A 21,714-nucleotide genomic window follows, 5' to 3' on the forward strand; every position below is an offset into this window, starting at 1 on the left:
CAACGAAGCAACCTTGCAAGCCCTCAGGCGCGGACATGGCCGCCCTGCCGGATGCGGCCCGCCCGGGGCCGCGCCCCCACGGGATGGATCGCGATGACATTGATATAGGCCGCCGGCCGCCTCCCAATGTGACTGACTGTGACAATCGAGAACGGCCACTGGATAGAATTAACCAATCAAATTTGCGAAGGCCTCCAGACGGACGTTGCGTTCTTTTGTTCGGAACCTATACTTTTTGTATAGGGAAACTCCCTGTATTCCGAACCGCTATAGTTAATATCGAAAATTTTATCGACTTTTACTGACAGGCGGCGCCCCTTTCGCGCCCCGCCCTGCCGCCGCCCCGCTCCGGTATCCATCCCTTTTCAAGGAAACCGTCCATGACGCTTTGGCTGAACCTGTCGTTGCGCGCCAAGGTCCTCCTCTCCTTCCTGGCCGTCCTGGTCTTCATGTCGGCCCTGGGCGGCACCTCCTTGTGGACCCAGGCCAGCCTGGGGCGGACGACGGACACCTTGGCCGGCCGGGCGCTGCCCAACGCCGTGCGGCTGGGGGAGTTGATGGAAAGCTTGAACCGCTACCGCCGCCTGGAACTGCGCCTGGCGCTGGCCGCCGCTGTGCACGACGCCGGCGACATCAAGGGCGCGGAGGATGATGTGCCCAAGACCCGTGCGGCGGTGGAGACGGCCATCCGCGATTACACCGCCAACGTCAACGCCGACAGCCCGGATGGGCGCTTCCTGCGCACCTTCACCGAGGCCTGGCAGCGCTATACCGCCGCCACGGCCAAGCTGGTGAGCCTGATCGATGCGCATGACGATGCCGGCATGCAGGGTTTCGCCGCCGGTCCGTTGAAGGACGCCTTTCGCGCCGTCATCAGCCCCCTGACCGACACGCTGGAATGGAACGCCCGCCAGGGACGGGAGATGGCCCAGGCGGCGGCGGCCACCCGCGAGGCGGCGCGCACCGCCGTGCTGGGGGCGTTGGCCGCCAGCCTGGCCTTGGGACTGGCGGTCATATTGGCCATGTCGCGCACCGTGGCCCGGCCCTTGACCGCCATGGCGGAGGCGTTGGGCCGTCTGGCGCGCGGTGACCTGGAGGTGGCCCTGCTGGCCCAGGAGCGGCGGGACGAGGTCGGCCTGCTGGGCCGGGCGCTGTCCGTCTTCCGCGACAACGCCCTGGCCGTGCGGCGGCTGGAACAGGAACAGACGGCCCTGCGCGCCCAGGCGGAACGGGAACGCAAGGCGGCCCAGGCGGCGGTGGCGGACGCCTTCGAGGCCCAGGTGGCCAGCCTGGTCGACGCCCTGGCCGGCGCCGCGCGGGAGATGAAGGACACGGCGGAGTCCATGGCGGAGGCGGCGGGCATCACCCGCGACCGCTCCAGCGCCGTCGCCGGCACCGCCCTGCAGACCTCGGCCAACGTGCAGATGGTCGCCACCGCGTCGGAGGAGCTGGCCGCCACGGTGCAGGAGATCGCGCGCCAGGTCGACCGCTCCCGCCTGCAAGCCCAGGACGCCATCACCGACTGCGCCACCTCCACCGAGGTGGTGGGCCAACTGCGGGACAGCACCAGCCGCATCACCGAGGTGGTGGAGATCATCGCCGGCATCGCGGCGCAGACCAACCTGCTGGCCCTGAACGCCACCATCGAGGCGGCGCGCGCGGGTGAGGCTGGCAAGGGCTTCGCCGTCGTCGCCGGCGAGGTCAAGGCGCTGGCCACGCAGACCGCCAAGGCGACCGAGGACGTGACCGCCCAGGTGCAGCGCATCCAGGGCCTGAGCGAGCGCACGGCCGCCGCCATCGCGGGCATGCACCGCGCCATCACCGGCATGGCCGACATCGCCATGGCCATCGCGTCCGCCGTGGAGGAACAGACCGCCGCCACCCGTGAGGTGGCCCGCGGCATCAACGAGGCCGCCACCGGCACCGAGGACATGTCGCGCGACATCATCCAGGTCAGCGCCGCCGCCACCACCACCGGCAGCGCCGCCACCCAGATCAAGGGGGCGTCCGGCAAGCTGGCCGAGCATGCCGAGGTGCTGACCGGCGCGGTGGAACGGTTTTTGGGGACGGTGCGGGCGGCGTGAAGGGGGCGGGAAAGTAGTAGGGCGGCGTGGGCCCCTGGATCGTGTCCCTGGGCCCGATGCCGCCCGCCCACCGGTGCTTATTCGACCTGGCAGCCCTGCTGCTCGTAGGCGAAATCACCTCCCTGGAGGGAGATCTTCATTCTGCAGGCCGAGGCCTGCACCGGGCGGATGGGGCCCAGGCAAACAGCGCCACCAGGCGTGAACGCCTCCAGATACCAGATGTGGCCGACATAGGTGATGAGCTCCGTCGACTGCTTCGGCTGCAGCGTCGTGTAGTGGGTCAGGACCCCATCAAATCCCGCCCACAGCACGTTGATCTGGCTGTTGGTGGTGTTCTGCAGGTTCAGGCCGGTCTTCACGCGCGACGGCGGCGACGGCTCCTGCTGATTGTCGCATTGCTGCGCACCGGCGTACGAGGCGGACAACAGGGGCAAAGCGAGAGCGCAGAAGAAAGCGAATTTACGCATGATCGATCTCCTCAATACCTGAGATTCATTAGGCGTCACAAAAAATACCGACCACAGAATCTTTCCTGCCAAGCTTTAATTTTTTGTATTACTGAATCCACCGAAGCATTATCCCCAGCGACAAGTCGAACCAAGTGTCATGGGGCATTCATAACAGGCAGTTGCTCATATTTGCCTGGTTTGTACATCAATTCGGCTGACTAAGCAAAATCAGAGCGTTGAACACCCCCGTCAGGCTGGCGGCAGGACAGGATTCAGCCGTGGCGTTCCGGCCAACGGCAATTTTCCTTCCATCGAGATACCTGATAGTTATAATTTTCATCTCACATTCCTTCGCCAGACGCCGCACAACCGCACCAAATCCATCATCTCAGGACCCGACTCCTTACCTGATCAATAAACGGCGCGCTAACAGACCAACTGAACCCGCCAATAGACTTCCACCTGGCGCCCTTCTCCTCGCCGAATCTTGGCATGATTGACAGCGGACGGGGCAGGATCGTCCCTATGTTGGATGGCTGCTTGCCTGACAGGTGGTGCGGTGGCGTCCGCCCCGGCCGCAACGGCCGCCTGACCGCCGGCAAGATTACCGACTGGACGACGGTCGGTTCCGGGGAACGTCGTCATCGGAAATCCCGCGCTTGGTCGAAAGGGAAAGAACCGCACGCGGCCGATCCGATACCCCTTGGCCTTTCGTGGGGTGGGGTATGGCGCGCGCCGTATCCCTTCCTCCATAGCCCTGATCCGGCGCCCCTGCCCAGAAGACCCCCCGCCCCGGCCGCGCGTTGACAGCCCCGGGGGCAGTGCCCACCTTTGGCCGGCCCCCTTCGCAGGAAGCCATCCCTCGCATGCCGGCGCATACCGCAATTCCCTTCGCCGACCCCGCCTTCATGAATCCCGACGGGTTCCATCGGCAGGGGCGCGGCCTGATCGACCAGGGCCGTCCCGAGGACGCGCTGCCCATCTTCCAGCATGCGGCCCTGCTGGCCCGGCAAGGCGACAGCCAAGGGGTCGTCGACGCGGATCGCCTGGGCCGCATCCTCTATGACGTGGGCTATTGCCTGTATGACCTGGGCCGCACCGACGAGGCGCTGGTGGAGTTCCAGGAGGCCGTGGCAGCGGCGGAACGGGGCGATGCCCAAGGCCTGGTGCATGGCGACAGCCTGGCCGCCTGCCAACACCTGGTGGGCACCTGCCTGGCCCGCCTGGGCCGGGATACGGAAGCGCTCGCCTGGTTCCAACAGGCGGCGGAGGCGGCGAGCCGGGGTGATGCCCAGGGCCACGTGGACCGCGAGGCCGTGGGCCACAGCCTGCACCAGGCCGCCGCCTGCCTGGCGCGCCAGGGCCAGCCCGACCAGGCCCTGCCCTGGCTGCAGCAGGCCGTGGCCGCCAAGGAGCAAGGCGACGCCGCCGCGCGCGTGGACCACGCCAGCCTGGGCGCCAGCCTGCACCTGATGGCGGACTGCCTCTACGCCCTGGGCCTGGTCGAGGACGCGCTGGTCTGGTTCCAGCGCAGCGTCCAAGCGCTGGAGCGCGGCGCCCCCGACGCCCCCGTGAACCACGACGACGTCGGCCGAGCCCGCCTGCGCGTCAGCCACTGCCTGATGGACCTGAAGCGCCCGGCGGACGCCCTACCCTGGGCGCTGGCCGCCGTCACGGCGGTGGAGGATGGCGACGCCGCTGGCCGCGTGAACCTGGAAGGCCTGTGCCACGCCTTGCAGGCGGTGGGCGACACGCTGGTCAGCATGGGCCGCTTCGACGAGGCCATGGACTGGTACCGCCACGCCGCCGAGACCGCCGAACACGGCGACCCCGCCGGCCTGGCCGCCACCCTCACCGCCGGCGCCGCCTGCCTGCGCAGGCTGGGCCGCATGGAAGAGGCCGGCGCCTGGGAGCTGAGGGCCAAGGCGCCGGTGGGGTGAGCCTTATTTCCGTTCCGGCGCCAATCCTTGCGCCGCCAAGTCGTCGCTGGTGGCGCGAGCCTCGTCATGCAGGGCTGCATAGGCGATGGCCCGATAGCGGAAGGCCGCCGCATCCCGGGGGCGCAGGGCGATGACCCGGCTCAGGTCGCCGATGGCGGCCTGGTAGCGATCCTGGTCCAACGCGATCGCGCCCCGGGCGCGCAGCGCGTCGGCGTAGGTCGGGTCCAGCGCGACAGCGGCGTCCAGGTCGGCCAGGGCATCCGCCATGCGATCCTGGGCACGGTAGATCGCGGCGCGGCGCAGCAGGGCCTGCGGCGTGTGCGGCTTGAGGTGTAATGCCTCATCCAGGTCGGTCAGCGCGGCGGCGTCCCGGCCCTGGGCCTGCAAGGCCAAGCCACGGTTCAAATGCGCGCCCGCGTTGGCAGGATCGCGGGCCAGGACCGCCGTGAAGTCAGCGATGGCCGGGTCCCAGGCCGCCTTGCCCATATAAGCGGCACCGCGATTGTTGCGCGCGTCGGCCAGGCCAGGGTCGATCGCCAGCGCGCGGTCGTAGTCCGCGATGGCGGCATCTGGCGCGCCGACCGCCAGATAGCTGTCGCCCCGCGCCTTGAGAGCGCGGGCGTCCTGGGGATCGAGGGCGATGGCCTTGCTGAACTCAGCGATTGCCCGCGTGGCATCGCCCGCCGCCTGCAGGCTCAAGCCGATGTCGCTGTAGGCCTCCGCCATGCGCGGATCAAGACGCACCGCCTCGGCAGCGTCAGCCTGCGCCCGGGTGGCGTCGCCCTTGGCACGATAGCCCGCCGCGCGAAACCGCCAGGCCGCCGCGTTGGCCGGATCCAGGCGGATGGCGGCACCTTCATCCGCTATGGCGCGGTCGATCTCGTTGCGCTGGAGATAAAGCACGCCACGGCTGACATACAGCGTGGGGTCGTCCGGTTTCAGCGCGATGGCATTGTCGAAATCCGCCAACGCGGCATCGCGGTTCCCCCGCTTCAGGAACAAAGCGGCACGGTCGACATAGCCTGTCAGCAACTTGGGGTCCACCGCCACCGCGCGCTCATAATCCGCCAGCGCCCGCGCATCGTCGCCTTGCTCGGCATAAGCCAGGCCACGGTCGACGTAAAGCCTGGCGTCCGCCTGACCCGCCCGCAGCCGCAGATCGATGGCGGCGCTGTAATCGGCGATGGCGCGGTCCAGGTCACCCGCCTGGTGCAGGTAAAAGGCCCGGTTGCGTAGGGCCCCGGCCCGAACCTGGTCGGGCTCCCTGGCTTCGATGATGCGGGTACAGGCGGGAATGGCCTCCTGCGCCGAAGCTTCCGCGCAGTGCTGCCGATCGAAATTCGTGCGCGCCGCGGTCGACGCCGATTGCGCGCCGGCGGAATTGACGATGGCCGCAACCGCCAGCAGCCCCAGGCCGAACGCCCCCGCGCCCCTGCTCATGCCCCCGCCCCCTCATTCGCCCGCCCCTTATCAGGGGAAGCTTCCGCCAGTATTGCCCGCCAGAAGCGCCGGCGCAACTCGGGTTGGCACTCAGGCCCGCTTCCACGTCGTGCCCTGGGGGCCGTCCTCCAGCACCACGCCTTGGTCCAGCAGCGCCTTGCGGACGCGGTCGGCCTCGGCGAAGTTCTTGGCGGCGCGGGCGTCCTTGCGGGCCTGGATGGCGGCCTGGATGGCGGCCTCGTCCAGGCCTTCCGCGCCCTTCGGCGTCCAGCGGAACCAGGCCTCGGGGTCCTGGGACAGCAGGCCCATCAAGTTGGCGGCCGCCTTGAAGCTGGCGGCCACGGCCTGGCGGGCGGCCCCGTCCGTCTCCTTGTGGAAGCGGTTGGCCAGTTCGTGCAGCAGGCTGAAGGCCAGCGGCGTGTTCAGGTCATCCTCCAGCGCCGCCAACACGTCGGCCGGCACATCGGCGGCCGGCACGGCGCCCGCCTCCCCCTGGGCGATCTCCCCCTGGGCGGCGCGCAGCACGCCGTACCAACGGTCCAGCGTGGCCTTGGCCTGGCGCAGGCCTTCCTTGGAGAAGTCCAGCGGCTGGCGATAGTGGGCCTGCAGCAGCGCCAGGCGCAGGGCCTCGCCCGGCACCTCGTCCAGCAGTTCCGCCACCGTGAAGATGTTGCCCAGCGACTTCGACATCTTGTCGCCGGACATGGTGAGGAAGCCGGCGTGGACCCAGTAGTTGGCCATGACCGGGGTGCCGTGGGCGCAGCGGCTCTGCGCAATCTCGTTCTCATGGTGGGGGAAGATCAGGTCCAGCCCGCCGCCATGCACGTCGAACACCGGGCCCAGGTGGGCGGCGGTCATGGCGCTGCACTCGATATGCCAGCCAGGGCGGCCGCGGCCCCAGGGACTGTCCCAGCCCGGCTGGTCCGCCGCCGACGGCTTCCACAGGATGAAGTCGGCCGGGCTTTTCTTGTAAGGCGCCACCTCCACCCGCGCGCCGGCGATCATCTCATCCTGGCTGCGGCGCGACAGGCGGCCGTAATCGGGCATGGACGGCACGTTGAACAGCACATGCCCCTCGGCGGCATAGGCGTGGCCGGACGATATCAGCCGATCGATCATGGTGATCATGGCGCCGATGTGCCCGGTGGCGCGCGGCTCCACATCCGGGCGCAGCAGGTTCAGGGCGTCCATGTCGGCATGGAACTGCGCCGTCGTCGTCTCCGTCACCGTCTCGATGCTCTGGCCCAGGGCCTTGGCCCGGTCCATGATCTTGTCATCGACGTCGGTGATGTTCCGGGCGTAGGTCACGGTCGGGTACAGGTGCTTCATCACCCGCGCCAGCAGGTCGAAGGCGGTGAAGGTGCGGCCGTTGCCGATATGGGCGTAGCTATAGACGGTGGGACCGCAGCAATAGATCCGCACATGGCTGGCGTCGACGGGCACGAAGACTTCCTTCGCGCGGGTGAGCGTGTTGTAGAGCTGGAGCGCCATGTGGAGTTGACCTGGGTTGGAAGATAACGACGATACTGGTTTGATAACACGAACGATTTAAGCGGCGACGCCTTAGGCTGTCTGGCCGGACAGGCGGGCCAGCGCCCGATCCCGCCCGATGAGCGGCAGCAGGGTCTTCAGTTCCGGCCCATGCTCCAGGCCCGTCAGCGCCAGGCGCAGGGGCATGAACAGGGCCTTGCCCTTGGCGCCGGTGGCGGCCTTCACCGCGTCCACCCACTGGCCCCAGGTGTCGGGCCCCCAAGGGGCCGGCGGCAGCACCTGGGCGGCGGCGGCCAGGAAGGCGGCATCGGTCACCACGGGCGCCAGCGGCGCGTGGGTGATGTCCCACCAGCCCCGGGATTCGGCCACGTGGGTGATGTTGGGCCGCACCGCCAGCCAGAAGGCCTCGTCCGCCCCAGTCATGCCCAGGGCCGGCAGGCGGTCCGCCACCGCCGCGTAGGGCATGTGGTGCAGGATCTGGGCGTTCAGGCGGTGCAGGTCCTCGGCATCGAACTTGGGCGTGCCCCGGCCGACCTTGGCCAGGTCGAAGTCGGCCACCAGTTCATCCAGCGTTCCCTTGGCCTCCACCGCGTCCGACGTGCCGATCTTGGCCAGCAGCGACAGGATGGACAGCGGCTCCAGCCCCGATTCCTCGCGCAGGCTTTTCAGGCTCAGGCTGCCCAACCGCTTGGACAGGCCGGCGCCGCTGGCGTCGGTGATCAGGGGAAAATGGCCGAAGGCGGGAACCGGCCCGCCTAAAGCCTCGTACAGCTGAATCTGCACGGCGGTGTTGGCCACATGGTCCTCACCCCGGATGACATGGGTGATGCCCAGCTCGATATCGTCCACCACCGAGGCGAAGGTGTACAGCGGCTGGCCATCCTCGCGGATCAGCACCGGGTCGCTGAGGTCCTGGCCCTGGAAGCGCTGGGTGCCCCGCACCAGGTCGTCCCAGACGACGGGGGCGTGCTCCAGTTTCAGGCGCCAATGCGGGCGGCGCCCCTCCGCCTCCAGCCGGGCGCGGTCGGCGTCCGTCAGGCGCAGGGCGGCGCGGTCGTACAGCGGCGGGCGGTGCTGGGCCAGCTGGGCCTTGCGCTTCAGGCCCAACTCATCCGGCGTCTCATAGCAGGGGTAGAGGCGGCCGGCGGCCTTCAGCCGCTCCGCCGCGGCGGTGTAGCGGTCCAGCCGGTCGGACTGGCGGGCGTAGCGGTCCCACGTCAGGCCCAGCCAGCGCAAATCCTCCTCGATGCCGGCGGCGAACTCGGCCGTCGACCGCTCCCGATCCGTGTCGTCCATGCGCAGCATGAAGCTGCCGCCTTGGCGGCGGGCGAACAGCCAGTTCATCACCGCCGCGCGGGCGTTGCCGATGTGCAGGCGGCCGGTGGGGCTGGGCGCGAAACGGACGGCGACAGGGCTCATGGGAAAAGCGGACCTTCAGGAAAACCAAGGCCGGCAGCGATACCATGAAGCGGCCCAAAAAACAAAAGGCGGAGCCACCGGCCCCGCCCCTCGATTTGATGTCAGCGGCCAACCCCGTCAGAACTTCTTGCGGTGGAAGGCGGCGGCCAGCGCCTTGACGGAGGCCGCCTGCTTCACCGTGCCCTCGCTCTTGGGCGGCGGGGCGCCGTTCAGGATGGGCGGTTGGTTGGCCAGGCGGGTGCCGCCCATGCGGGCGACGATGGCGTCCAGCTGGGCCTGGGTCAGGCGCTGCGGCGCCGGGGCCCGGCGGCTGGTGGCGCCGCTGGGTGCCGCGGCGGCGGGGGCCATGGCGGGCACGGCGGGGCCGCCCCGGTATGCCCGCTCGATGGCGGCGCCGGTGATGCCCTTCAGGAAGGGCTTGCACAGGCCGCGCATCAGTTGCTCGTCCGCCAGGGCCCAGGCCATCAGGATGCGCTGCGCCTGGGCGCGGCTGCCCTGCGCCTGGGCCATCGCCTCGCGGATTTTCATGGTGACGTAGGTTTCGCTCATGGAACGGGCCCCCACCGGCCGGCGGTCCACGCCGGACCAGCCTTTCTAAATCGCCGCGCACTCACCGCCTGGCGCCATCGACCACGGCCGGCGGCATGCCCATATAAGGCAGAGATAAGAAAAGTTTAGCGCAGGAGCCCCCGAACCGGAACGGAAAAGAAACCGACCGCATCCGCCGGCCGACCCCGCCTTGCAACCATCCTTGGTGTATAAACCATCGGACGAGGCTCGGCAGGCCGGCACCACCGCCGTATAGTCCGCATAGTCCGTCCACGCTCGCGACCTGGCCCCCACCACGACCCACCCCATGCTGATCGAGATCGTCGCCGACTTCGTCTGTCCGTGGTGCTACATCGGCAAGCGCCGGCTGGAGCGCGCGCTGGCCCAGCGCCCGACGCAACAGCCGGAGGTGCGCTGGCTGCCCTTCCAGCTGGACCCCGACACGCCGCCCAGCGGCATCGACCGCACCATCGACCAGCTGTCCAAGTTCGGTAGCGTGGAGCGCATCCGCCAGGTCAACACCCTGCTGGAACAGACGGCGGCGGCCGAGGGCCTGACCCTGAACCTGGACCGCATCCACCGCACCCCCAACACGCTGGACGCCCATCGCCTGCTGCGCCATGCCGACGCCAACGGCCAGGGCGGCGCCCACACCCAGGAGCTGGCCGCCGCGCTGCAGGCCGCCTTCTTCCGCGACGGCCGCGACATCGGCGACCGCGCCGTGCTGGCCGCCATCGCGGGGGAGGTGGGGTTGGACGCCGATGCGGCCGCCGCCTTCCTGCACAGCGACGCCGACCGCGACGCCCTGCGCCAGGCGCTGGCCACCGTGCGCCAGCTGGGCATCCAGGCGGTGCCCTGCTTCATCTTCAACCGACTCTATTCCCTGTCCGGCGCCCAGGAACCGGGCGCCTTCCTGCCCCTGCTGGACCTGGCGGGGTCGGAGGGCGTGGTGGCCAGCGTGGCAGGCTGACCCGGAACCACCGCCCCTATCGCAGGCTGGTCATGTAGAACCCGCCCACCAAAGGCCGGGTGCACAGTAACGGCCCCGGCGTCCAGTCGGGTATCGGTTCACATTGGAAACGTACGGCCCGCGCCGCGGCCGGATCATAGATCAGAGTCTTGTCCGCAGGCGGGTCGCCGACCATGCCGGCCGCCCCCCAATGGAACTCCAGATGCCGGGGCTGGTCCGGCGGAAGGCGCGTCACCGCCCAGGCATAGTAGGGGGCGCACAAGGCGAAGTGGATGTAATCGCCAGCCACCATGGCCAAGGCCATGAGAGGCCAGACGACCGCCATCATGATCAGCCCACGTCGGGCATCCCGGAACAGGAATAGCCATGCAAGGCGCCCCAAGGCCCACAGCACCGCCGGTCCGCCAATGAACAAACAAAGGCATAGGGTCCCCACCGTGGGCCGCATGGAAATGATCGTGCTGAGGGCCAGTACCCCCCAGACCGGCGGCCCCAATGGCCGCCAGTCACACCACCAGACCGTGTGTCCGGCCCCCGCCCCGCCCCCACTGTTTATCATTTCCTCTTTCCCGGCATCCTCGTCCCATCCACCTTAAGCAGGGATGAGCATCGCCGGATGGCAGCTTTTCAGCAGTTTCCGTGCACGCAAAAGCGGGAACCGCCCAGCCCACTAAGGGATTTAAGCGACATGTCCCAGACCGAACCCGACACCGCGCCCGAGATCGCCCATATCACCACCCCGCTGCTGGATGTGGCCTACATCACCGGCGGGCCGGCCGACGGGCCGCCGGTGATGCTGCTGCACGGCTGGCCGGACGACGCCCACACCTGGGACCGGGTGGCGCCGGCCCTGTGGGAAGCGGGCTACAAGACGGTGGCGCCCTGGCTGCGCGGTTTCGGCCCCACGCGCTTCCTGTCCAGCCAGACCGCCCGCTCCGGCCAGATCGCCGCCCTGGCGCAAGACGCGCTGGACCTCGCCAACGCCCTGGACTGGCAACGCTTCAGCGTCATCGGCCACGACTGGGGCGCCCGCATCGCCTATTTCCTGGCCGCCGTCGCCCCCGACCGCCTGTGCCGCGCCGCCGCCCTGTCGGTGGGGTGGGAGCCGGGCAGCCTGCCCACCCCGTCCCTGCCCCAGGCCCAGCGCTACTGGTACCAGTGGTTCCTGACGACGGAGCGGGGGGCGGAAACCATCTGCCATGACGGCAAGGCCTTCGCCCGCTATCAGTGGGACAGCTGGAGCCCTGCCGGCTGGTATGAGGAGGCGGAGTTCGAGCGGACGGCGGCCGCCTTCGAGAACCCCGACTGGGCGGCCATCACCCTGCACTCCTACCGCGTGCGTTGGGACGAGGCCAAACCCGACACGCGCTACGCCGAGATGGAAAAGCGCCAGCGCGCCGCCCGCACCCTGGGCGTGCCCACCCTGATGATCCAGGGCGAGGATGACCGCTGCACCCTGCCCGCGACGACGGCGGTCAACGAGGGCCACTTCACCGGCCCCTACCGCCGGGAGGTGCTGCCGGGCGTGGGCCACTTCCCGACACGTGAGGCGCCGGAAGCGGTCAGCCGCCTGTTGCTGGATTTCCTGGCCGGCCCCACGCTGGGGGATTGATCGGCACTTGGCGGCGTGGTCGCTTTCGCGAGCGCCAATTTCCATGGCCCGCCTTCAGCCCCCGGAAACGGTCAGTTGCACGTAATCCAGCAAGGGCGGATCAAAACCCGCGCCATCCAGGGCGTAGGTCATCCCGCCGACCCTGACGCGATGCATGACCGTCGTGTCCACCAGTGTCTCGACGGTCAGATTATCGCGCATCTGCCTGAAATTGACGTTCGCGTTGAAGAAGTCCTTCTTTATCCGGGCCCAAAATCCCGTGCTCTCGCCCCAGAACGCGACGCCTACCCCTTCCCGACGCGCGGCGCTCAACATCTGTTCAGGATTGGATTCCAAGGCCGCATCCAATGCCGCGCCGTGAAGCGTCGCGGGCCCGATGAAGGAACCGACAAAGTTGTCCATGTCGCTAGTGAGCGGCCAGCCCTTGTTATTTAGGCGCCCATCCACCGGGATGGATCCAAGTTCGACATAGAGCACGGTGCCGGGGGGAATCGCGCCGATGCGATGGTCGGTCACCGCGCCCTCGATACCGGTGACGGTTTTACCCGAAATGCTTTTGATTTTCTGGTGGATCGCGGAGCCCGTGTAGTAGGCGGTCTTGAGGATCAGGGTCGCCAGGCTGGTCGACAGCGGCGCCAGACCGGCCTTGATGATGGATGCGGCCGGCGAGTTCCGGGCGCGCTGATAGGTGGAAAGCACGGACGTCTGATAGCCGTAGGCGCGCATGGGCTGGCCGAAGGCATCGGTGACGGACCTGAAATCGTAAAGCAGCGTTCTGTTGCTGTTATTGTTGATAACCATGCAAACCGGGGCGTATCCATCGCCGGCTTTATATTCGGGTTTGAAGGTCGTCATCGGCCGTCTCCATCTCGGCGGCGCCCGCACGCGACCGCCCACGCTGCACGTAAAACTACCATAGCACTCAGCCGCGCATCGCATAACGGGCAGCGTAGCGGCGGGCAGCGGCGCTGGCGGACGTCACTGCTTCCCTCGCCAAGAGGCATGCCCAGCCACCTCAGTCCCGGATCACCCGGGGCAGGCTGGTGATGGGTTCCAGGGTGATGCGGCGGAAGTACGTCTCCGCCCCTTCGGACTGCAGCTGGATGCGGCCGTGGGTCATGGGCGCCCATTCTTCGCCCTGCCGCATCCGCAGGTCACGCACCACCATCACCGGCACGCCGTTCACCACGTGCACCGCCTGGTCGCCCAGGACGTAGAGGTCCAGCACGTTCCACGCGCCCACCGGCTTCTCCGCGTTGCTGCCGGCCTCCACGTTCCAGGCCGGCTGCGTCACGGTGATCGCGCGGCCGCCCATCATGTAGCGGCGCTGGGGATCGATCAGCGCACGGTCACGCCCCACCTCGGTCACCGCCGTCACGTTGGGGCCCACCGGCACCACCATGCCGACGGAGCCCAGCATGATCTCGAACTCCGCCGCCGCCATCCAGGTGCCGTAGACGGCGCCGGGGGCACCATGGCTGTGGTACAGCAGGCCGTTGTTCCAAGGCAGGTCTAGGCGCGGGGCGTAGCGGGTCTTGCCCCACTTGTATTCCAGGCGCAGATGATAGTTGGCGTGGTCGCCCCGGTTGACGATGCCGCCCCAGGTCTGCCCGGTGATGAAAATCGCCGGCTCCCCCTCCTCCGTCACCACGTGGAAAATCCTGGACGCGGCGGCCTTGTCGGCGCCGATGGGCGCCTGGCCCGGCTGGGCCAGGTAGGTGCGCGCCGGATCGGGATAGCCCAGCCAGGCGTCCCAGTCGTCCAGGTCGCGACCGTTGAACAGGCTGACCGCCGGCCCGGCCGGGGCCGGCACGTCCACCAGGCGCAAATGCTGCGCCTGGAACGGCGGGTCACCCGCCAGCACCGCCTCCAGCGCCGGGCTGGTCGGCGCCCTGTCTGCCGCCTGGGCCGCCACCTGGGCCGAAGCCCCGCCACCCAGCCCCACCGCCAAAACCAGGGCAAACGCCACCCGCATCACCATATCGCCTCCCCACCTTCCTGATTATCTCCATGTTATCGATTTCATAGCAGCGGAAGTGACAAAACGGCAGAGGTTTGTAGCGGACCGCCGCGAAGTGGCTCCATGACCGCCCAACGAGATGGCCATTGCCCCGGCGTCGAGACCTGACCAGGCTGAGGCCTCAACGAGAGGGGAACAGCGGCATGAACGGATGGCGGTGCGACCGGCGCCGGGTGCTGGGGGGGCTGGCGGGCCTGGCGCTCACCGGCACGGTGCCGGCGATGGCGCGGGCCACGGAATCGGCCGCGCCCGCCCCGGCCACGCTGGCCGCGTTGCTGGACCGCTGGCGCGATGATCCCCACCCCGACCTCAAGGGCGTGGTGGTGCTGCGGCACGGCCAGCGTGTCGCGGAGACCTATTACAATAGCGACGATGCCGCCACCCTGCACGACATCCGCTCCGCCACCAAAAGTCTGACCAGCCTGCTGATGGGCATCGCCATCGACCGGGGCCAGGTGGCGGGCGTTGACGCCCCCATCACCCGCTACCTGCCTGCCCCTTTGCCGGCGGGATGGCCAGCGGGATGGGAATCCATCACCATCCGCGACCTACTGACCATGCGCGCCGGCCTGGCGGCCGACGACACCGACCCCGCCTCCCCCGGCAACGAAGACACCCTGGACGAAGCGGCGGAGAAGAACGGCGACTGGGCCACCGCCGCCCTGGCCGTGCCGGTGCGCGAGCCGCCGGGCCGCACTTACCAGTACTGCTCCCTGAACGCCTTCCTCACGGGCTTGATCGTGGAACGCGCCACGGGCCAGGGCCTGGACGCCTTCGCGCAGGAGGCCCTGTTCGCGCCGCTGGGCATCGCGGCCCACAGCTGGCGCCAGCTGCCCGGCGGCCACGGCACCGGCCAGGGCAACCTGTCGATTACCGCCCGCGACGCCGCCACCATCGGCCAGATGGTCCTGAACCAGGGAACCTATAACGGCCACCGCGTCATCAGCCGGCGCTGGCTCAGCGACAGCCTGGCCCGCATCCACCCCATCGCCGGCAGCGACCCCTATGCCGATTTCTACGGCTACATGTGGTACGCCAAGGATGAGCCCGTAAGCGACGGGCGGACCGTGCCGGTGCATTTCGCCTCCGGCAACGGCGGCAACAAGATCTACGTGGTGCCGTCGCTGGACCTGGTGGTGGCCATCACCTCCAGCGCCTACGGCAAGGGCTATGGCCAACGACGGTCGCAGGATATCCTGCTGGCCATCCTGGCGACCCTGTCCTGACGCCCATGGGCCTGATACCCCCGGGGCCTGAAGGACGGCGGCCGCCCAACAGAGGAGGCCGCCCCTCATGAAATCCTGCCTGCAACCCGGCCTGCGCCACAGCGAAAGCCTGACCATCGACGCCAGCATGCTGGTGCCCGCCCTGCCCGCCGCCTTCGGCGGCTTCCATGACATGCCGCCGGTGTTCGCCACCGCGCAGATGGTGGCCTTCATCGAATGGACCTGCGTGCAGGCCCTGGCGCCCTATCTGGAACCAGGGGAGCGCACCGTCGGCACCCATGTCGACGTCAGCCACGTGGCCGCCACCCCGGTGGGCATGACCGTCACCGCCACCGTGGAACTGATCGCCTTCGACGGCCGCGCCCTGCGCTTCAAGGTCGCCGCCCACGACGCCACCGGCCTGATCGGCGAAGGCTTCCACAGCCGGGGCGTGATCGACTACGCCCGCTTCATGGCGCGGGTGGAGAAGAAGGCGGCCTGCTGAGCGTCCCGATGGGCCGTCCCGATCGGGCGTCCCGGTAGGCCGTCGAGGTGCCCCCCACCCCGTTGAAAAAATTTCAGGGCCCTGTCGGTTCCGGGGGGCCCGGCCCGTCCTTCGGGGACTACTTCCTGAAAGGAGAGGACAATGCCCAGGCAAATCTTCATCAACCTGCCGGTGCGGGACCTGCCCAAGGCGATGGCGTTCTACACCGCCATCGGCGCGGTGAACAATCCGCAGTTCACCGACGAGACCGCCGCCTGCATGGTGTTCTCCGATACCATCTTCGTGATGTTGCTGACCCACGACAAATGGCGGGTTTTCACCCAGAAGCCGATCACGGACACGCACGCCAGCGGCGCGCTGATGCTGGCCCTGTCCTGCGACGACCGCGCCGCCGTGGACACCATGGCCGAGGCCGCGGGCCGGCACGGCGGCAAGGCCGATGTGAACCCGCGCCAAGACCTCGGCTTCATGTACAGCCGCAGCTTCGAAGACCCGGACGGCCACGTCTGGGAGCCGCTGTTCCTGGACGCCTCCCAGCTTCCCCCGCAGCCCTAGCCAGACACGGCGGCCAAGTCCCGACGGGACGAGCGCGCCGAACGGGCCGGGACCGGACCAGGGCAACCGCGTTGCACGTCCGGTCCCCGTCCTTCCATGGTCGGGTCCATCGACATCTCCCGCCCGCCGGCGAATACCGACCGGAAAGCCGGGAGCGACGGGCCGTCATACCGCCTTCCGGGCCAGAACGGTGCGACAGACATTCAGCAGGCCCAGGTACAACATCCCCAGAACCAAAAGACCACAAACGCCAAACCCAAGACTACAAATCAGCACAAGGGATTCATTCCGAAGCATCCTTGGCAAGGTGGCGATCAACATCGTCAGGACGACGATTTGATGGAGGGGGACCATCAGGAAATAATAGTCCAGCATCGCCAGCTGTCCCCGTGCGATAGCATCGGCGCGCGGAATTTCCCCTCGGCGATTATTGGGCCGGCGCCCAAACTCCCGCTTCAGCAGCGAGGAGGAATGCCACCAGGCGGCGAAGAAACAGGCCAGCAGCAGCAGTGGTGAGACGACCAAGCGGCTCAGCACGCCCGGCACACTGAAAACCAGGACGTTCAGGACAACGGACACCGCAGCCAGGATCATGAAAACGGAAACCGCCTTATCGATCCGGGCCACATCCTCATTGGACAAGACCACGCCACGCAGTTCCTTCCCGTTCGCGTGGTTGCTCCACAGCAAGCCCAATTGAAGATTGTTCCGCGGGCTTGAAAAACCGCGTATCAGCATGCTTTCACCCTTATTTCCCTGCCAGCCTGTGACCCCACGGCACTTCGAACCCGGCCACGAATAGAGATGTTGAAACAGACCGCCCCACAGACGCGGCATTCAATTGACGACACCGACAATCCCGTTGTCAATTATTAAACAACTCGGCCCGTTAACGGGCCGTTATTACGTCATAAATATTTATGCTTCATTCAATATTGAGCACAAAAAGGAACCGAAGCTCATCATTAGCTAAACCGTGCATTAACTTAACAAGATGACGAAGGGGGCGTACACTGAGCATTAAAAATGGCGTGGCGCTCAAAGCCGTGCGCCAGCAGAGAGGATACAGCACCGCCTTGGGCCCCAGCGATCTCTGGGCCCCTGCCTGATACCGCAATGCGTTCAGGAGGATGAGGGCATGACACAAGAGACCATACGCAATCTGTACAGAGATGGTTATCCCCTGACAGTCGCCCCCTCTGGTGAGGTTATCAGGCGGCGGGTTTGAGGTCGGCTTCGGGCGCCTCCTTCTGTGGCTTGGGGATACCGTCGCGGAAGGCCTGGAGGGGTGTTCTGCCCTTCATGCCGCGCCCCTGATGGGGCCGCTTGGTATTGTAGACGACCAGGTATTGGTCGAGCACGACCTGCATCTCTTCGATGGTGTCGAACCAGGTGCGGCGGCCTTCGACGCGGAAGTGCTCATCCAGCAGCGTGCGGTGCAGGCGCTCGACGATGCCATTGGATTGCGGGCGTTTGACCTTGGTCCGCTTGTGCTCGATGCCTTCCAGTTGAAGGAACAGTTCGTAGGGGTGCTGGTCCTCGCGGCCACAGAACTCGCGGCCGTTGTCGCTAAGCACGGCCTCGACGGTGGCGTCCTCGGCCTCGAAGGTGGGCAGCACGTCGTTATTCAGGGTCTGGACAGCGGTCAACGGCAACTTGTTGGCGTAGAGCCTGGCCCAGGCATGACGGCTGTGGCAGTCGATGGCGGTCTGCAGGTAGACCTTGCCCACACCCTTGAGGACGCCGACGAAGAAGGTGTCCACGGCCACCAGGGCGCCGGTGTGGGGCGCTTCGATGTGCCGTTCCCGGAACTCTGGGCTGAAGCGTTCCAGCAGGCGGATTTGCTCGTCCGAGAGGGTCAGCCTGCGCTCCGCCGTGCTCTTCTCCAGGCGCAGCAGTCGGTCGTGCTTGGTCAGCAGGTTGTGGCGCTGCCACACGCCACGCACGCCGCCGGATGATACCTGGATGTTCCGCATGGCCAGTTCCTGGGCCACCCGCAGAGGGCCGTGGCAGGGATGGGCCAGGGCATGGTCCAGCACCGCCGTTTCCACCTCCGCCGGCACGCGGTTGGGATGGGGGCCGCGCGGGCCGGGCAGACGGTCGATCAGGCCATCGGCGCCAAAGGTCTGGTAGTTCCGGCGGATCTCATAAAATTGCTGTCGGCTGTAGCCCATTACCTTGCAGGCTTTGCTGACGTTGCCGAGGTCGGACGCAAGTTCAAGCAGGCTCAGCTTACGGCGTGCTACCTTCTGTGCCGTGGTCATGTCGTTCTCCGGTCTTTGGGTTGATGTTGCTCGCAACTCCATCAAACCCTACCAGAGGTGGCATGGCCACACCGGCTCCCGCGGGGGCCGGTGTGGCCGGGACTGTCAGGTCATTACTCTCTCAGCACACGCAATCCCGTGGAATGGACGTGGGAACGGCTGGGGGAGGCGGCGGCGGGTGTCGCCAGCGTCGGCCGGGCCATTGGCCATATGGAGGACATGCGGGCGCATGAGGCGCCGGTGGTGCGGCGCATCGGCGTGGCCGACCTGGGCGAGGCCATCGCCGCCGGCTTCCGCGACTTCGGCGCCTTCCGCACCGATGTCTTCGCGCTGTGCATCATCTATCCCATCCTGGGCTGCGTTCTGGCCCGGGCGGCGGTGAACCTGAACATGCTGCCCATGCTGTTCCCGCTGGCGTCCGGCTTCGTGCTGGTTGGCCCGGTGGCGGCCATCGGCCTGCTGGAGATGAGCCGGCAGCGGGAGCGCGGCGCCCAGCCCAGCTGGCGCGAGGCGTTCGGGCCCCTGCGGTCGCCGGCCATCGCCGCCATCGCGGCCCTGGGTTTCCTGCTGACGGTCATTTACTTCGCCTGGCTGTACGCCGCTCAGGGCATCTATGACGCCACGCTGGGCCCGCAGCCGCCGGCCTCGGTGGCGCAGTTCGCGGCCGACGTGGCGGGCACCAGCGCCGGTTGGACCATGATCGCGGTGGGCTGCGCCGTGGGCGCCGGCTTCGCGGCCGTAGTGCTGGCCATCGCCGCCATCAGCTTCCCCCTGCTGCTGGACCGCGACGTGCCGCTGCACACCGCCGTCGGCACCTCCATGCGGGCGGTGTGGCGCAACCCGGGGGTCATGGCGCTGTGGGGCCTGATCGTGGCGGGAAGCTTGCTGGCGGGCACCCTGCCCGCCTTCGTCGGCCTGATCGTGGTGATGCCGGTGCTGGGCCACAGCACCTGGCACCTCTACCGCCGGCTGGTGGCGTAACACCACCGGCCGGGACACCACCAGCCGGGGCCACCCTGACCGCAAGCTGGAAGACGGGACGCCGGTACAGGCGGCGCCCCGTCCACCGGTGTCTTTACGCCTGCGCCAACGCCTGACCCAGGTCGGCTAGGATGTCGTCGATATGCTCGATGCCGATGGACAGGCGGACATAGCCGGGGGTGACGCCGGTGGCCGCCTGGTCCTCCGCCGACAGCTGGGAATGGGTGGTGCTGGCCGGGTGGATGGCCAGGCTGCGCGCGTCGCCGATGTTGGCCACGTGGTAGAACAGCTTCAGCGCGTCGATGAAGCGGCGCCCGGCGTCGGCGCCGTCCTTAAGCTCGAAGCCCACCAGGGCGCCATGCCCGCCCTTCAGCACCGCGTCCGCGCGGCGGCGCAGCTCCCCCGTCTGGCGGCTGGGGTGGATGACATCGGCCACCTTGGGGTGCTCCGCCAGGAAGGCGGCGACGGCGCTGGCGTTGCGGTTGTGCTCCCGCATGCGCAGCGGCAGGGTCTCCAGCCCCTGGATGGCCTGGAAGGCGTTGAAGGGGCTGAGCGGGGCGCCCACGTCGCGCAGCAGGGTGACACGAGCGCGCAGAATATAAGCGATGGGGCCCAGCGGCTTCACCGCCTGGGTCCACACCGCCCCGTGATAGCTCGGGTCCGGCTGGTTCAGCAGGGGGAAGCGGTCGGCATGCGCCTCCCAGTCGAAATTGCCGCCGTCGATGAGGGCGCCACCGATGCTGGTGCCATGGCCGCCGATGTATTTGGTGGTGGAATAGACGACGACGGCGGCGCCATGGTCCAGCGGGCGCGCGATGATGGGCGTCGCCGTGTTGTCCATGATCAGCGGCACGCCCAGCTCCCGCCCGATGGCGGCCACCTCGGCGATGGGGAAGACGCGCAGCTTGGGGTTGGGCAGGGTCTCGGCGTAATAGGCGCGGGTGCGCGCGTCGGTGGCGCGGCGGAAGTTCTCCGGATCCGACGGATCGACGAAGCGCGCCTCGATGCCCAGTTGCTTGAAGGTGTTGGCGAACAGGTTCCAGGTGCCACCGTACAGGTCGGTGGAGGTGACGAAGTTGTCACCCGCGCTGGCCACGTTCAGGATGGCGAAGGTGCTGGCCGCCTGGCCCGACGCCACCGCCAGGGCCGCCACCCCGCCCTCCAGCGCCGCCAGGCGCTGTTCCAGCACGTCGGTGGTGGGGTTCATGATGCGGGTGTAGATGTTGCCCAGTTCCTTGAGCGCGAACAGGTTGGCGGCGTGCTCCGTGCTTTGGAACTGATAGGACGTCGTCTGGTAGATGGGCACGGCCACGGCGCCCGTGGCGGGGTCGGCGCGGTACCCGGCGTGCAGGGCCAGGGTCTCGGGGTGCTTGCTGTCTACGGCCATGGCGGCGATCTCCCATCCTTGTTTGGACTGGGGCCGATTGTGCCCAACATGCCGGAAATTGCACCTGCGGAGTTCCGCTTATTAAATTATTTCATTTATGGCGGAAAACGAAGAAGCGGCCCCACGATGCCGCCGCTTTTCCATAGGCCGATCCGGCAACACAACCCACCGAAATTAGGCCGGATTTAGCCGTTTCGCGATACGGGCGATGCCCTTTTCCGGCCACAGACCGTCCCTACTCTTTCTTGCAATCCCAGATGGGCGACCCAAAGACGGTTCAGCTGCCGGAGCGTGAAAATGCCCAAGGTTACCCCGGTGAAGATCGGCCTGTTCGCCAGCCTGCTGGTCCTGGCGGGCGGCGCCCACGCCGAAGAGATGATCGAGCCCGTGTTCGGCCTGATCTACGACCCGCAGACCGTGGTGTTCGAACAGGCGCCGGACACCCTGCCCGTCCGCTGCCCCGGCCTGGCCCAGGCCGACCTGGGCGACCGCATCCGCGTCTTCGGCCGCACGGAGGTGGATGGCACCCAGTACTGGGCGCTGGGGGGCGAGGTGGTGGTGCGGCGCAAGGACCAGCCCATCGTGGTGCCCAAGGGCGCGGTCCTGGCGCTGACGGCGGATGGCTGCACCCTGCTGGGCCCCATCCGCGCCTTCTTCCAGTTTCCCAACGGCGTCCCGGCCGACGCCGTGTCCCGCCTGGCGGACGAGGTGGTGGAACGCTACCAGTCCGCCTACGGCGGCGCGCCGGCCTTCACCGCCGTGCTGAAGAAGCAGGGCGCCGTGCCGCAAGCGCCCATGAAGGGCCTGCTGCGCGCGGCGCTGGAACGGCACGGGGCCCTGTAA

The 21,714-nt window shown here is 67.9% G+C and carries 20 protein-coding genes; 9 read left to right on the top strand and 11 right to left on the bottom strand.

What is annotated here, in order from left to right:
* Positions 1–380 precede the first annotated feature (380 nt).
* Positions 381–2,084, top strand: coding sequence for a methyl-accepting chemotaxis protein (locus UAJ10_RS18460; protein WP_322916667.1), 1,704 nt, complete (start codon positions 381–383; stop codon positions 2,082–2,084).
* A gap of 77 nt (positions 2,085–2,161) precedes the next feature.
* Here UAJ10_RS18460 and UAJ10_RS18465 read toward each other — a convergent pair whose 3' ends face one another.
* Entirely contained in the window at positions 2,162–2,551 is a 390-nt protein-coding gene (locus UAJ10_RS18465) for a VHL beta domain-containing protein (RefSeq protein WP_322916668.1), read from the bottom strand.
* Between the two features lie 848 nt (positions 2,552–3,399).
* Between UAJ10_RS18465 and UAJ10_RS18470 the strand changes: the two genes are divergently transcribed.
* Entirely contained in the window at positions 3,400–4,473 is a 1,074-nt protein-coding gene (locus tag UAJ10_RS18470; RefSeq protein ID WP_322916669.1) for a tetratricopeptide repeat protein, read from the top strand.
* A 3-nt stretch (positions 4,474–4,476) separates the two neighbouring features.
* On the opposite strand, the gene UAJ10_RS18475 is transcribed toward UAJ10_RS18470, so the two are convergent.
* From UAJ10_RS18475 to UAJ10_RS18490, 4 genes are all read right to left on the bottom strand, one after another.
* Positions 4,477–5,913 carry a tetratricopeptide repeat protein gene (locus UAJ10_RS18475; RefSeq protein WP_322916670.1) on the bottom strand — a complete coding sequence of 479 codons (1,437 nt, stop codon included), beginning with the start codon at positions 5,911–5,913 and terminating at the stop codon, positions 4,477–4,479.
* Between the two features lie 90 nt (positions 5,914–6,003).
* Positions 6,004–7,404 carry a cysteine--tRNA ligase gene (gene cysS, locus UAJ10_RS18480; protein WP_322916671.1) on the bottom strand — a complete coding sequence of 467 codons (1,401 nt, stop codon included), beginning with the start codon at positions 7,402–7,404 and terminating at the stop codon, positions 6,004–6,006.
* A gap of 72 nt (positions 7,405–7,476) precedes the next feature.
* On the bottom strand, positions 7,477–8,823 hold the full coding sequence (gene gltX, locus UAJ10_RS18485) for a glutamate--tRNA ligase (RefSeq protein ID WP_322916672.1): 1,347 nt from the start codon (positions 8,821–8,823) through the stop codon (positions 7,477–7,479).
* A gap of 117 nt (positions 8,824–8,940) precedes the next feature.
* A complete protein-coding gene (locus UAJ10_RS18490; RefSeq protein ID WP_322916673.1) occupies positions 8,941–9,372 on the bottom strand; it encodes a hypothetical protein in 432 nt (143 codons plus the stop codon).
* A gap of 307 nt (positions 9,373–9,679) precedes the next feature.
* Here UAJ10_RS18490 and UAJ10_RS18495 point away from each other — a divergent pair, with 307 nt between their 5' ends.
* Positions 9,680–10,342, top strand: coding sequence for a DsbA family oxidoreductase (locus UAJ10_RS18495; RefSeq protein ID WP_322916674.1), 663 nt, complete (start codon positions 9,680–9,682; stop codon positions 10,340–10,342).
* Positions 10,343–10,358: 16 nt separating this feature from the next.
* Here the strand turns inward: UAJ10_RS18495 and UAJ10_RS18500 are convergent, their stop codons facing one another.
* Positions 10,359–10,670 carry a hypothetical protein gene (locus tag UAJ10_RS18500; RefSeq protein ID WP_322916675.1) on the bottom strand — a complete coding sequence of 104 codons (312 nt, stop codon included), beginning with the start codon at positions 10,668–10,670 and terminating at the stop codon, positions 10,359–10,361.
* 360 nt (positions 10,671–11,030) lie between these two features.
* On the opposite strand from UAJ10_RS18500, the gene UAJ10_RS18505 reads away from it, so the two are divergent.
* Entirely contained in the window at positions 11,031–11,954 is a 924-nt protein-coding gene (locus tag UAJ10_RS18505; protein WP_322916676.1) for an alpha/beta fold hydrolase, read from the top strand.
* 54 nt (positions 11,955–12,008) lie between these two features.
* Here UAJ10_RS18505 and UAJ10_RS18510 read toward each other — a convergent pair whose 3' ends face one another.
* Both UAJ10_RS18510 and UAJ10_RS18515 read right to left on the bottom strand, forming a co-directional pair.
* Positions 12,009–12,809 carry a hypothetical protein gene (locus UAJ10_RS18510; RefSeq protein WP_322916677.1) on the bottom strand — a complete coding sequence of 267 codons (801 nt, stop codon included), beginning with the start codon at positions 12,807–12,809 and terminating at the stop codon, positions 12,009–12,011.
* 160 nt (positions 12,810–12,969) lie between these two features.
* Positions 12,970–13,929, bottom strand: a complete 960-nt coding sequence (locus UAJ10_RS18515; protein WP_322916678.1) for a 3-keto-disaccharide hydrolase — start codon at positions 13,927–13,929, stop codon at positions 12,970–12,972.
* 188 nt (positions 13,930–14,117) lie between these two features.
* On the opposite strand from UAJ10_RS18515, the gene UAJ10_RS18520 reads away from it, so the two are divergent.
* From UAJ10_RS18520 to UAJ10_RS18530, 3 genes are all read left to right on the top strand, one after another.
* Positions 14,118–15,200, top strand: coding sequence for a serine hydrolase domain-containing protein (locus UAJ10_RS18520; protein WP_322916679.1), 1,083 nt, complete (start codon positions 14,118–14,120; stop codon positions 15,198–15,200).
* 67 nt (positions 15,201–15,267) lie between these two features.
* Positions 15,268–15,684, top strand: coding sequence for a thioesterase family protein (locus tag UAJ10_RS18525; RefSeq protein ID WP_322916680.1), 417 nt, complete (start codon positions 15,268–15,270; stop codon positions 15,682–15,684).
* Positions 15,685–15,825: 141 nt separating this feature from the next.
* Positions 15,826–16,239, top strand: coding sequence for a VOC family protein (locus UAJ10_RS18530; protein WP_322916681.1), 414 nt, complete (start codon positions 15,826–15,828; stop codon positions 16,237–16,239).
* A 165-nt stretch (positions 16,240–16,404) separates the two neighbouring features.
* On the opposite strand, the gene UAJ10_RS18535 is transcribed toward UAJ10_RS18530, so the two are convergent.
* Together UAJ10_RS18535 and UAJ10_RS18540 are read right to left on the bottom strand one after the other, a co-directional pair.
* On the bottom strand, positions 16,405–16,977 hold the full coding sequence (locus tag UAJ10_RS18535; RefSeq protein ID WP_322916682.1) for a hypothetical protein: 573 nt from the start codon (positions 16,975–16,977) through the stop codon (positions 16,405–16,407).
* A gap of 473 nt (positions 16,978–17,450) precedes the next feature.
* Positions 17,451–18,503, bottom strand: a complete 1,053-nt coding sequence (locus UAJ10_RS18540; RefSeq protein WP_322914931.1) for an IS481 family transposase — start codon at positions 18,501–18,503, stop codon at positions 17,451–17,453.
* Between the two features lie 138 nt (positions 18,504–18,641).
* Here UAJ10_RS18540 and UAJ10_RS18545 point away from each other — a divergent pair, with 138 nt between their 5' ends.
* Positions 18,642–19,484 carry a DUF2189 domain-containing protein gene (locus tag UAJ10_RS18545; RefSeq protein WP_322916683.1) on the top strand — a complete coding sequence of 281 codons (843 nt, stop codon included), beginning with the start codon at positions 18,642–18,644 and terminating at the stop codon, positions 19,482–19,484.
* Between the two features lie 94 nt (positions 19,485–19,578).
* Here UAJ10_RS18545 and UAJ10_RS18550 read toward each other — a convergent pair whose 3' ends face one another.
* Positions 19,579–20,871, bottom strand: coding sequence for an O-acetylhomoserine aminocarboxypropyltransferase/cysteine synthase family protein (locus UAJ10_RS18550; RefSeq protein ID WP_322916684.1), 1,293 nt, complete (start codon positions 20,869–20,871; stop codon positions 19,579–19,581).
* A 297-nt stretch (positions 20,872–21,168) separates the two neighbouring features.
* Here UAJ10_RS18550 and UAJ10_RS18555 point away from each other — a divergent pair, with 297 nt between their 5' ends.
* On the top strand, positions 21,169–21,714 hold the full coding sequence (locus UAJ10_RS18555; RefSeq protein WP_322916685.1) for a hypothetical protein: 546 nt from the start codon (positions 21,169–21,171) through the stop codon (positions 21,712–21,714).

The organism is Nitrospirillum guaranorum, from assembly GCF_034653275.1.
Taxonomy (GTDB): Bacteria; Pseudomonadota; Alphaproteobacteria; order Azospirillales; family Azospirillaceae; genus Nitrospirillum.

Coding starts and splice junctions, on each gene's coding strand:
- UAJ10_RS18460 (WP_322916667.1), top strand. CDS start 381: ATGACGCTTTGGCTGAACCTGTCGTTGCGCGCCAAGGTCCTCCTCTCC.
- UAJ10_RS18465 (WP_322916668.1), bottom strand. CDS start 2,551: ATGCGTAAATTCGCTTTCTTCTGCGCTCTCGCTTTGCCCCTGTTGTCC.
- UAJ10_RS18470 (WP_322916669.1), top strand. CDS start 3,400: ATGCCGGCGCATACCGCAATTCCCTTCGCCGACCCCGCCTTCATGAAT.
- UAJ10_RS18475 (WP_322916670.1), bottom strand. CDS start 5,913: ATGAGCAGGGGCGCGGGGGCGTTCGGCCTGGGGCTGCTGGCGGTTGCG.
- cysS (WP_322916671.1), bottom strand. CDS start 7,404: ATGGCGCTCCAGCTCTACAACACGCTCACCCGCGCGAAGGAAGTCTTC.
- gltX (WP_322916672.1), bottom strand. CDS start 8,823: ATGAGCCCTGTCGCCGTCCGTTTCGCGCCCAGCCCCACCGGCCGCCTG.
- UAJ10_RS18490 (WP_322916673.1), bottom strand. CDS start 9,372: ATGAGCGAAACCTACGTCACCATGAAAATCCGCGAGGCGATGGCCCAG.
- UAJ10_RS18495 (WP_322916674.1), top strand. CDS start 9,680: ATGCTGATCGAGATCGTCGCCGACTTCGTCTGTCCGTGGTGCTACATC.
- UAJ10_RS18500 (WP_322916675.1), bottom strand. CDS start 10,670: ATGATGGCGGTCGTCTGGCCTCTCATGGCCTTGGCCATGGTGGCTGGC.
- UAJ10_RS18505 (WP_322916676.1), top strand. CDS start 11,031: ATGTCCCAGACCGAACCCGACACCGCGCCCGAGATCGCCCATATCACC.
- UAJ10_RS18510 (WP_322916677.1), bottom strand. CDS start 12,809: ATGACGACCTTCAAACCCGAATATAAAGCCGGCGATGGATACGCCCCG.
- UAJ10_RS18515 (WP_322916678.1), bottom strand. CDS start 13,929: ATGCGGGTGGCGTTTGCCCTGGTTTTGGCGGTGGGGCTGGGTGGCGGG.
- UAJ10_RS18520 (WP_322916679.1), top strand. CDS start 14,118: ATGAACGGATGGCGGTGCGACCGGCGCCGGGTGCTGGGGGGGCTGGCG.
- UAJ10_RS18525 (WP_322916680.1), top strand. CDS start 15,268: ATGAAATCCTGCCTGCAACCCGGCCTGCGCCACAGCGAAAGCCTGACC.
- UAJ10_RS18530 (WP_322916681.1), top strand. CDS start 15,826: ATGCCCAGGCAAATCTTCATCAACCTGCCGGTGCGGGACCTGCCCAAG.
- UAJ10_RS18535 (WP_322916682.1), bottom strand. CDS start 16,977: ATGCTGATACGCGGTTTTTCAAGCCCGCGGAACAATCTTCAATTGGGC.
- UAJ10_RS18540 (WP_322914931.1), bottom strand. CDS start 18,503: ATGACCACGGCACAGAAGGTAGCACGCCGTAAGCTGAGCCTGCTTGAA.
- UAJ10_RS18550 (WP_322916684.1), bottom strand. CDS start 20,871: ATGGCCGTAGACAGCAAGCACCCCGAGACCCTGGCCCTGCACGCCGGG.
- UAJ10_RS18555 (WP_322916685.1), top strand. CDS start 21,169: ATGCCCAAGGTTACCCCGGTGAAGATCGGCCTGTTCGCCAGCCTGCTG.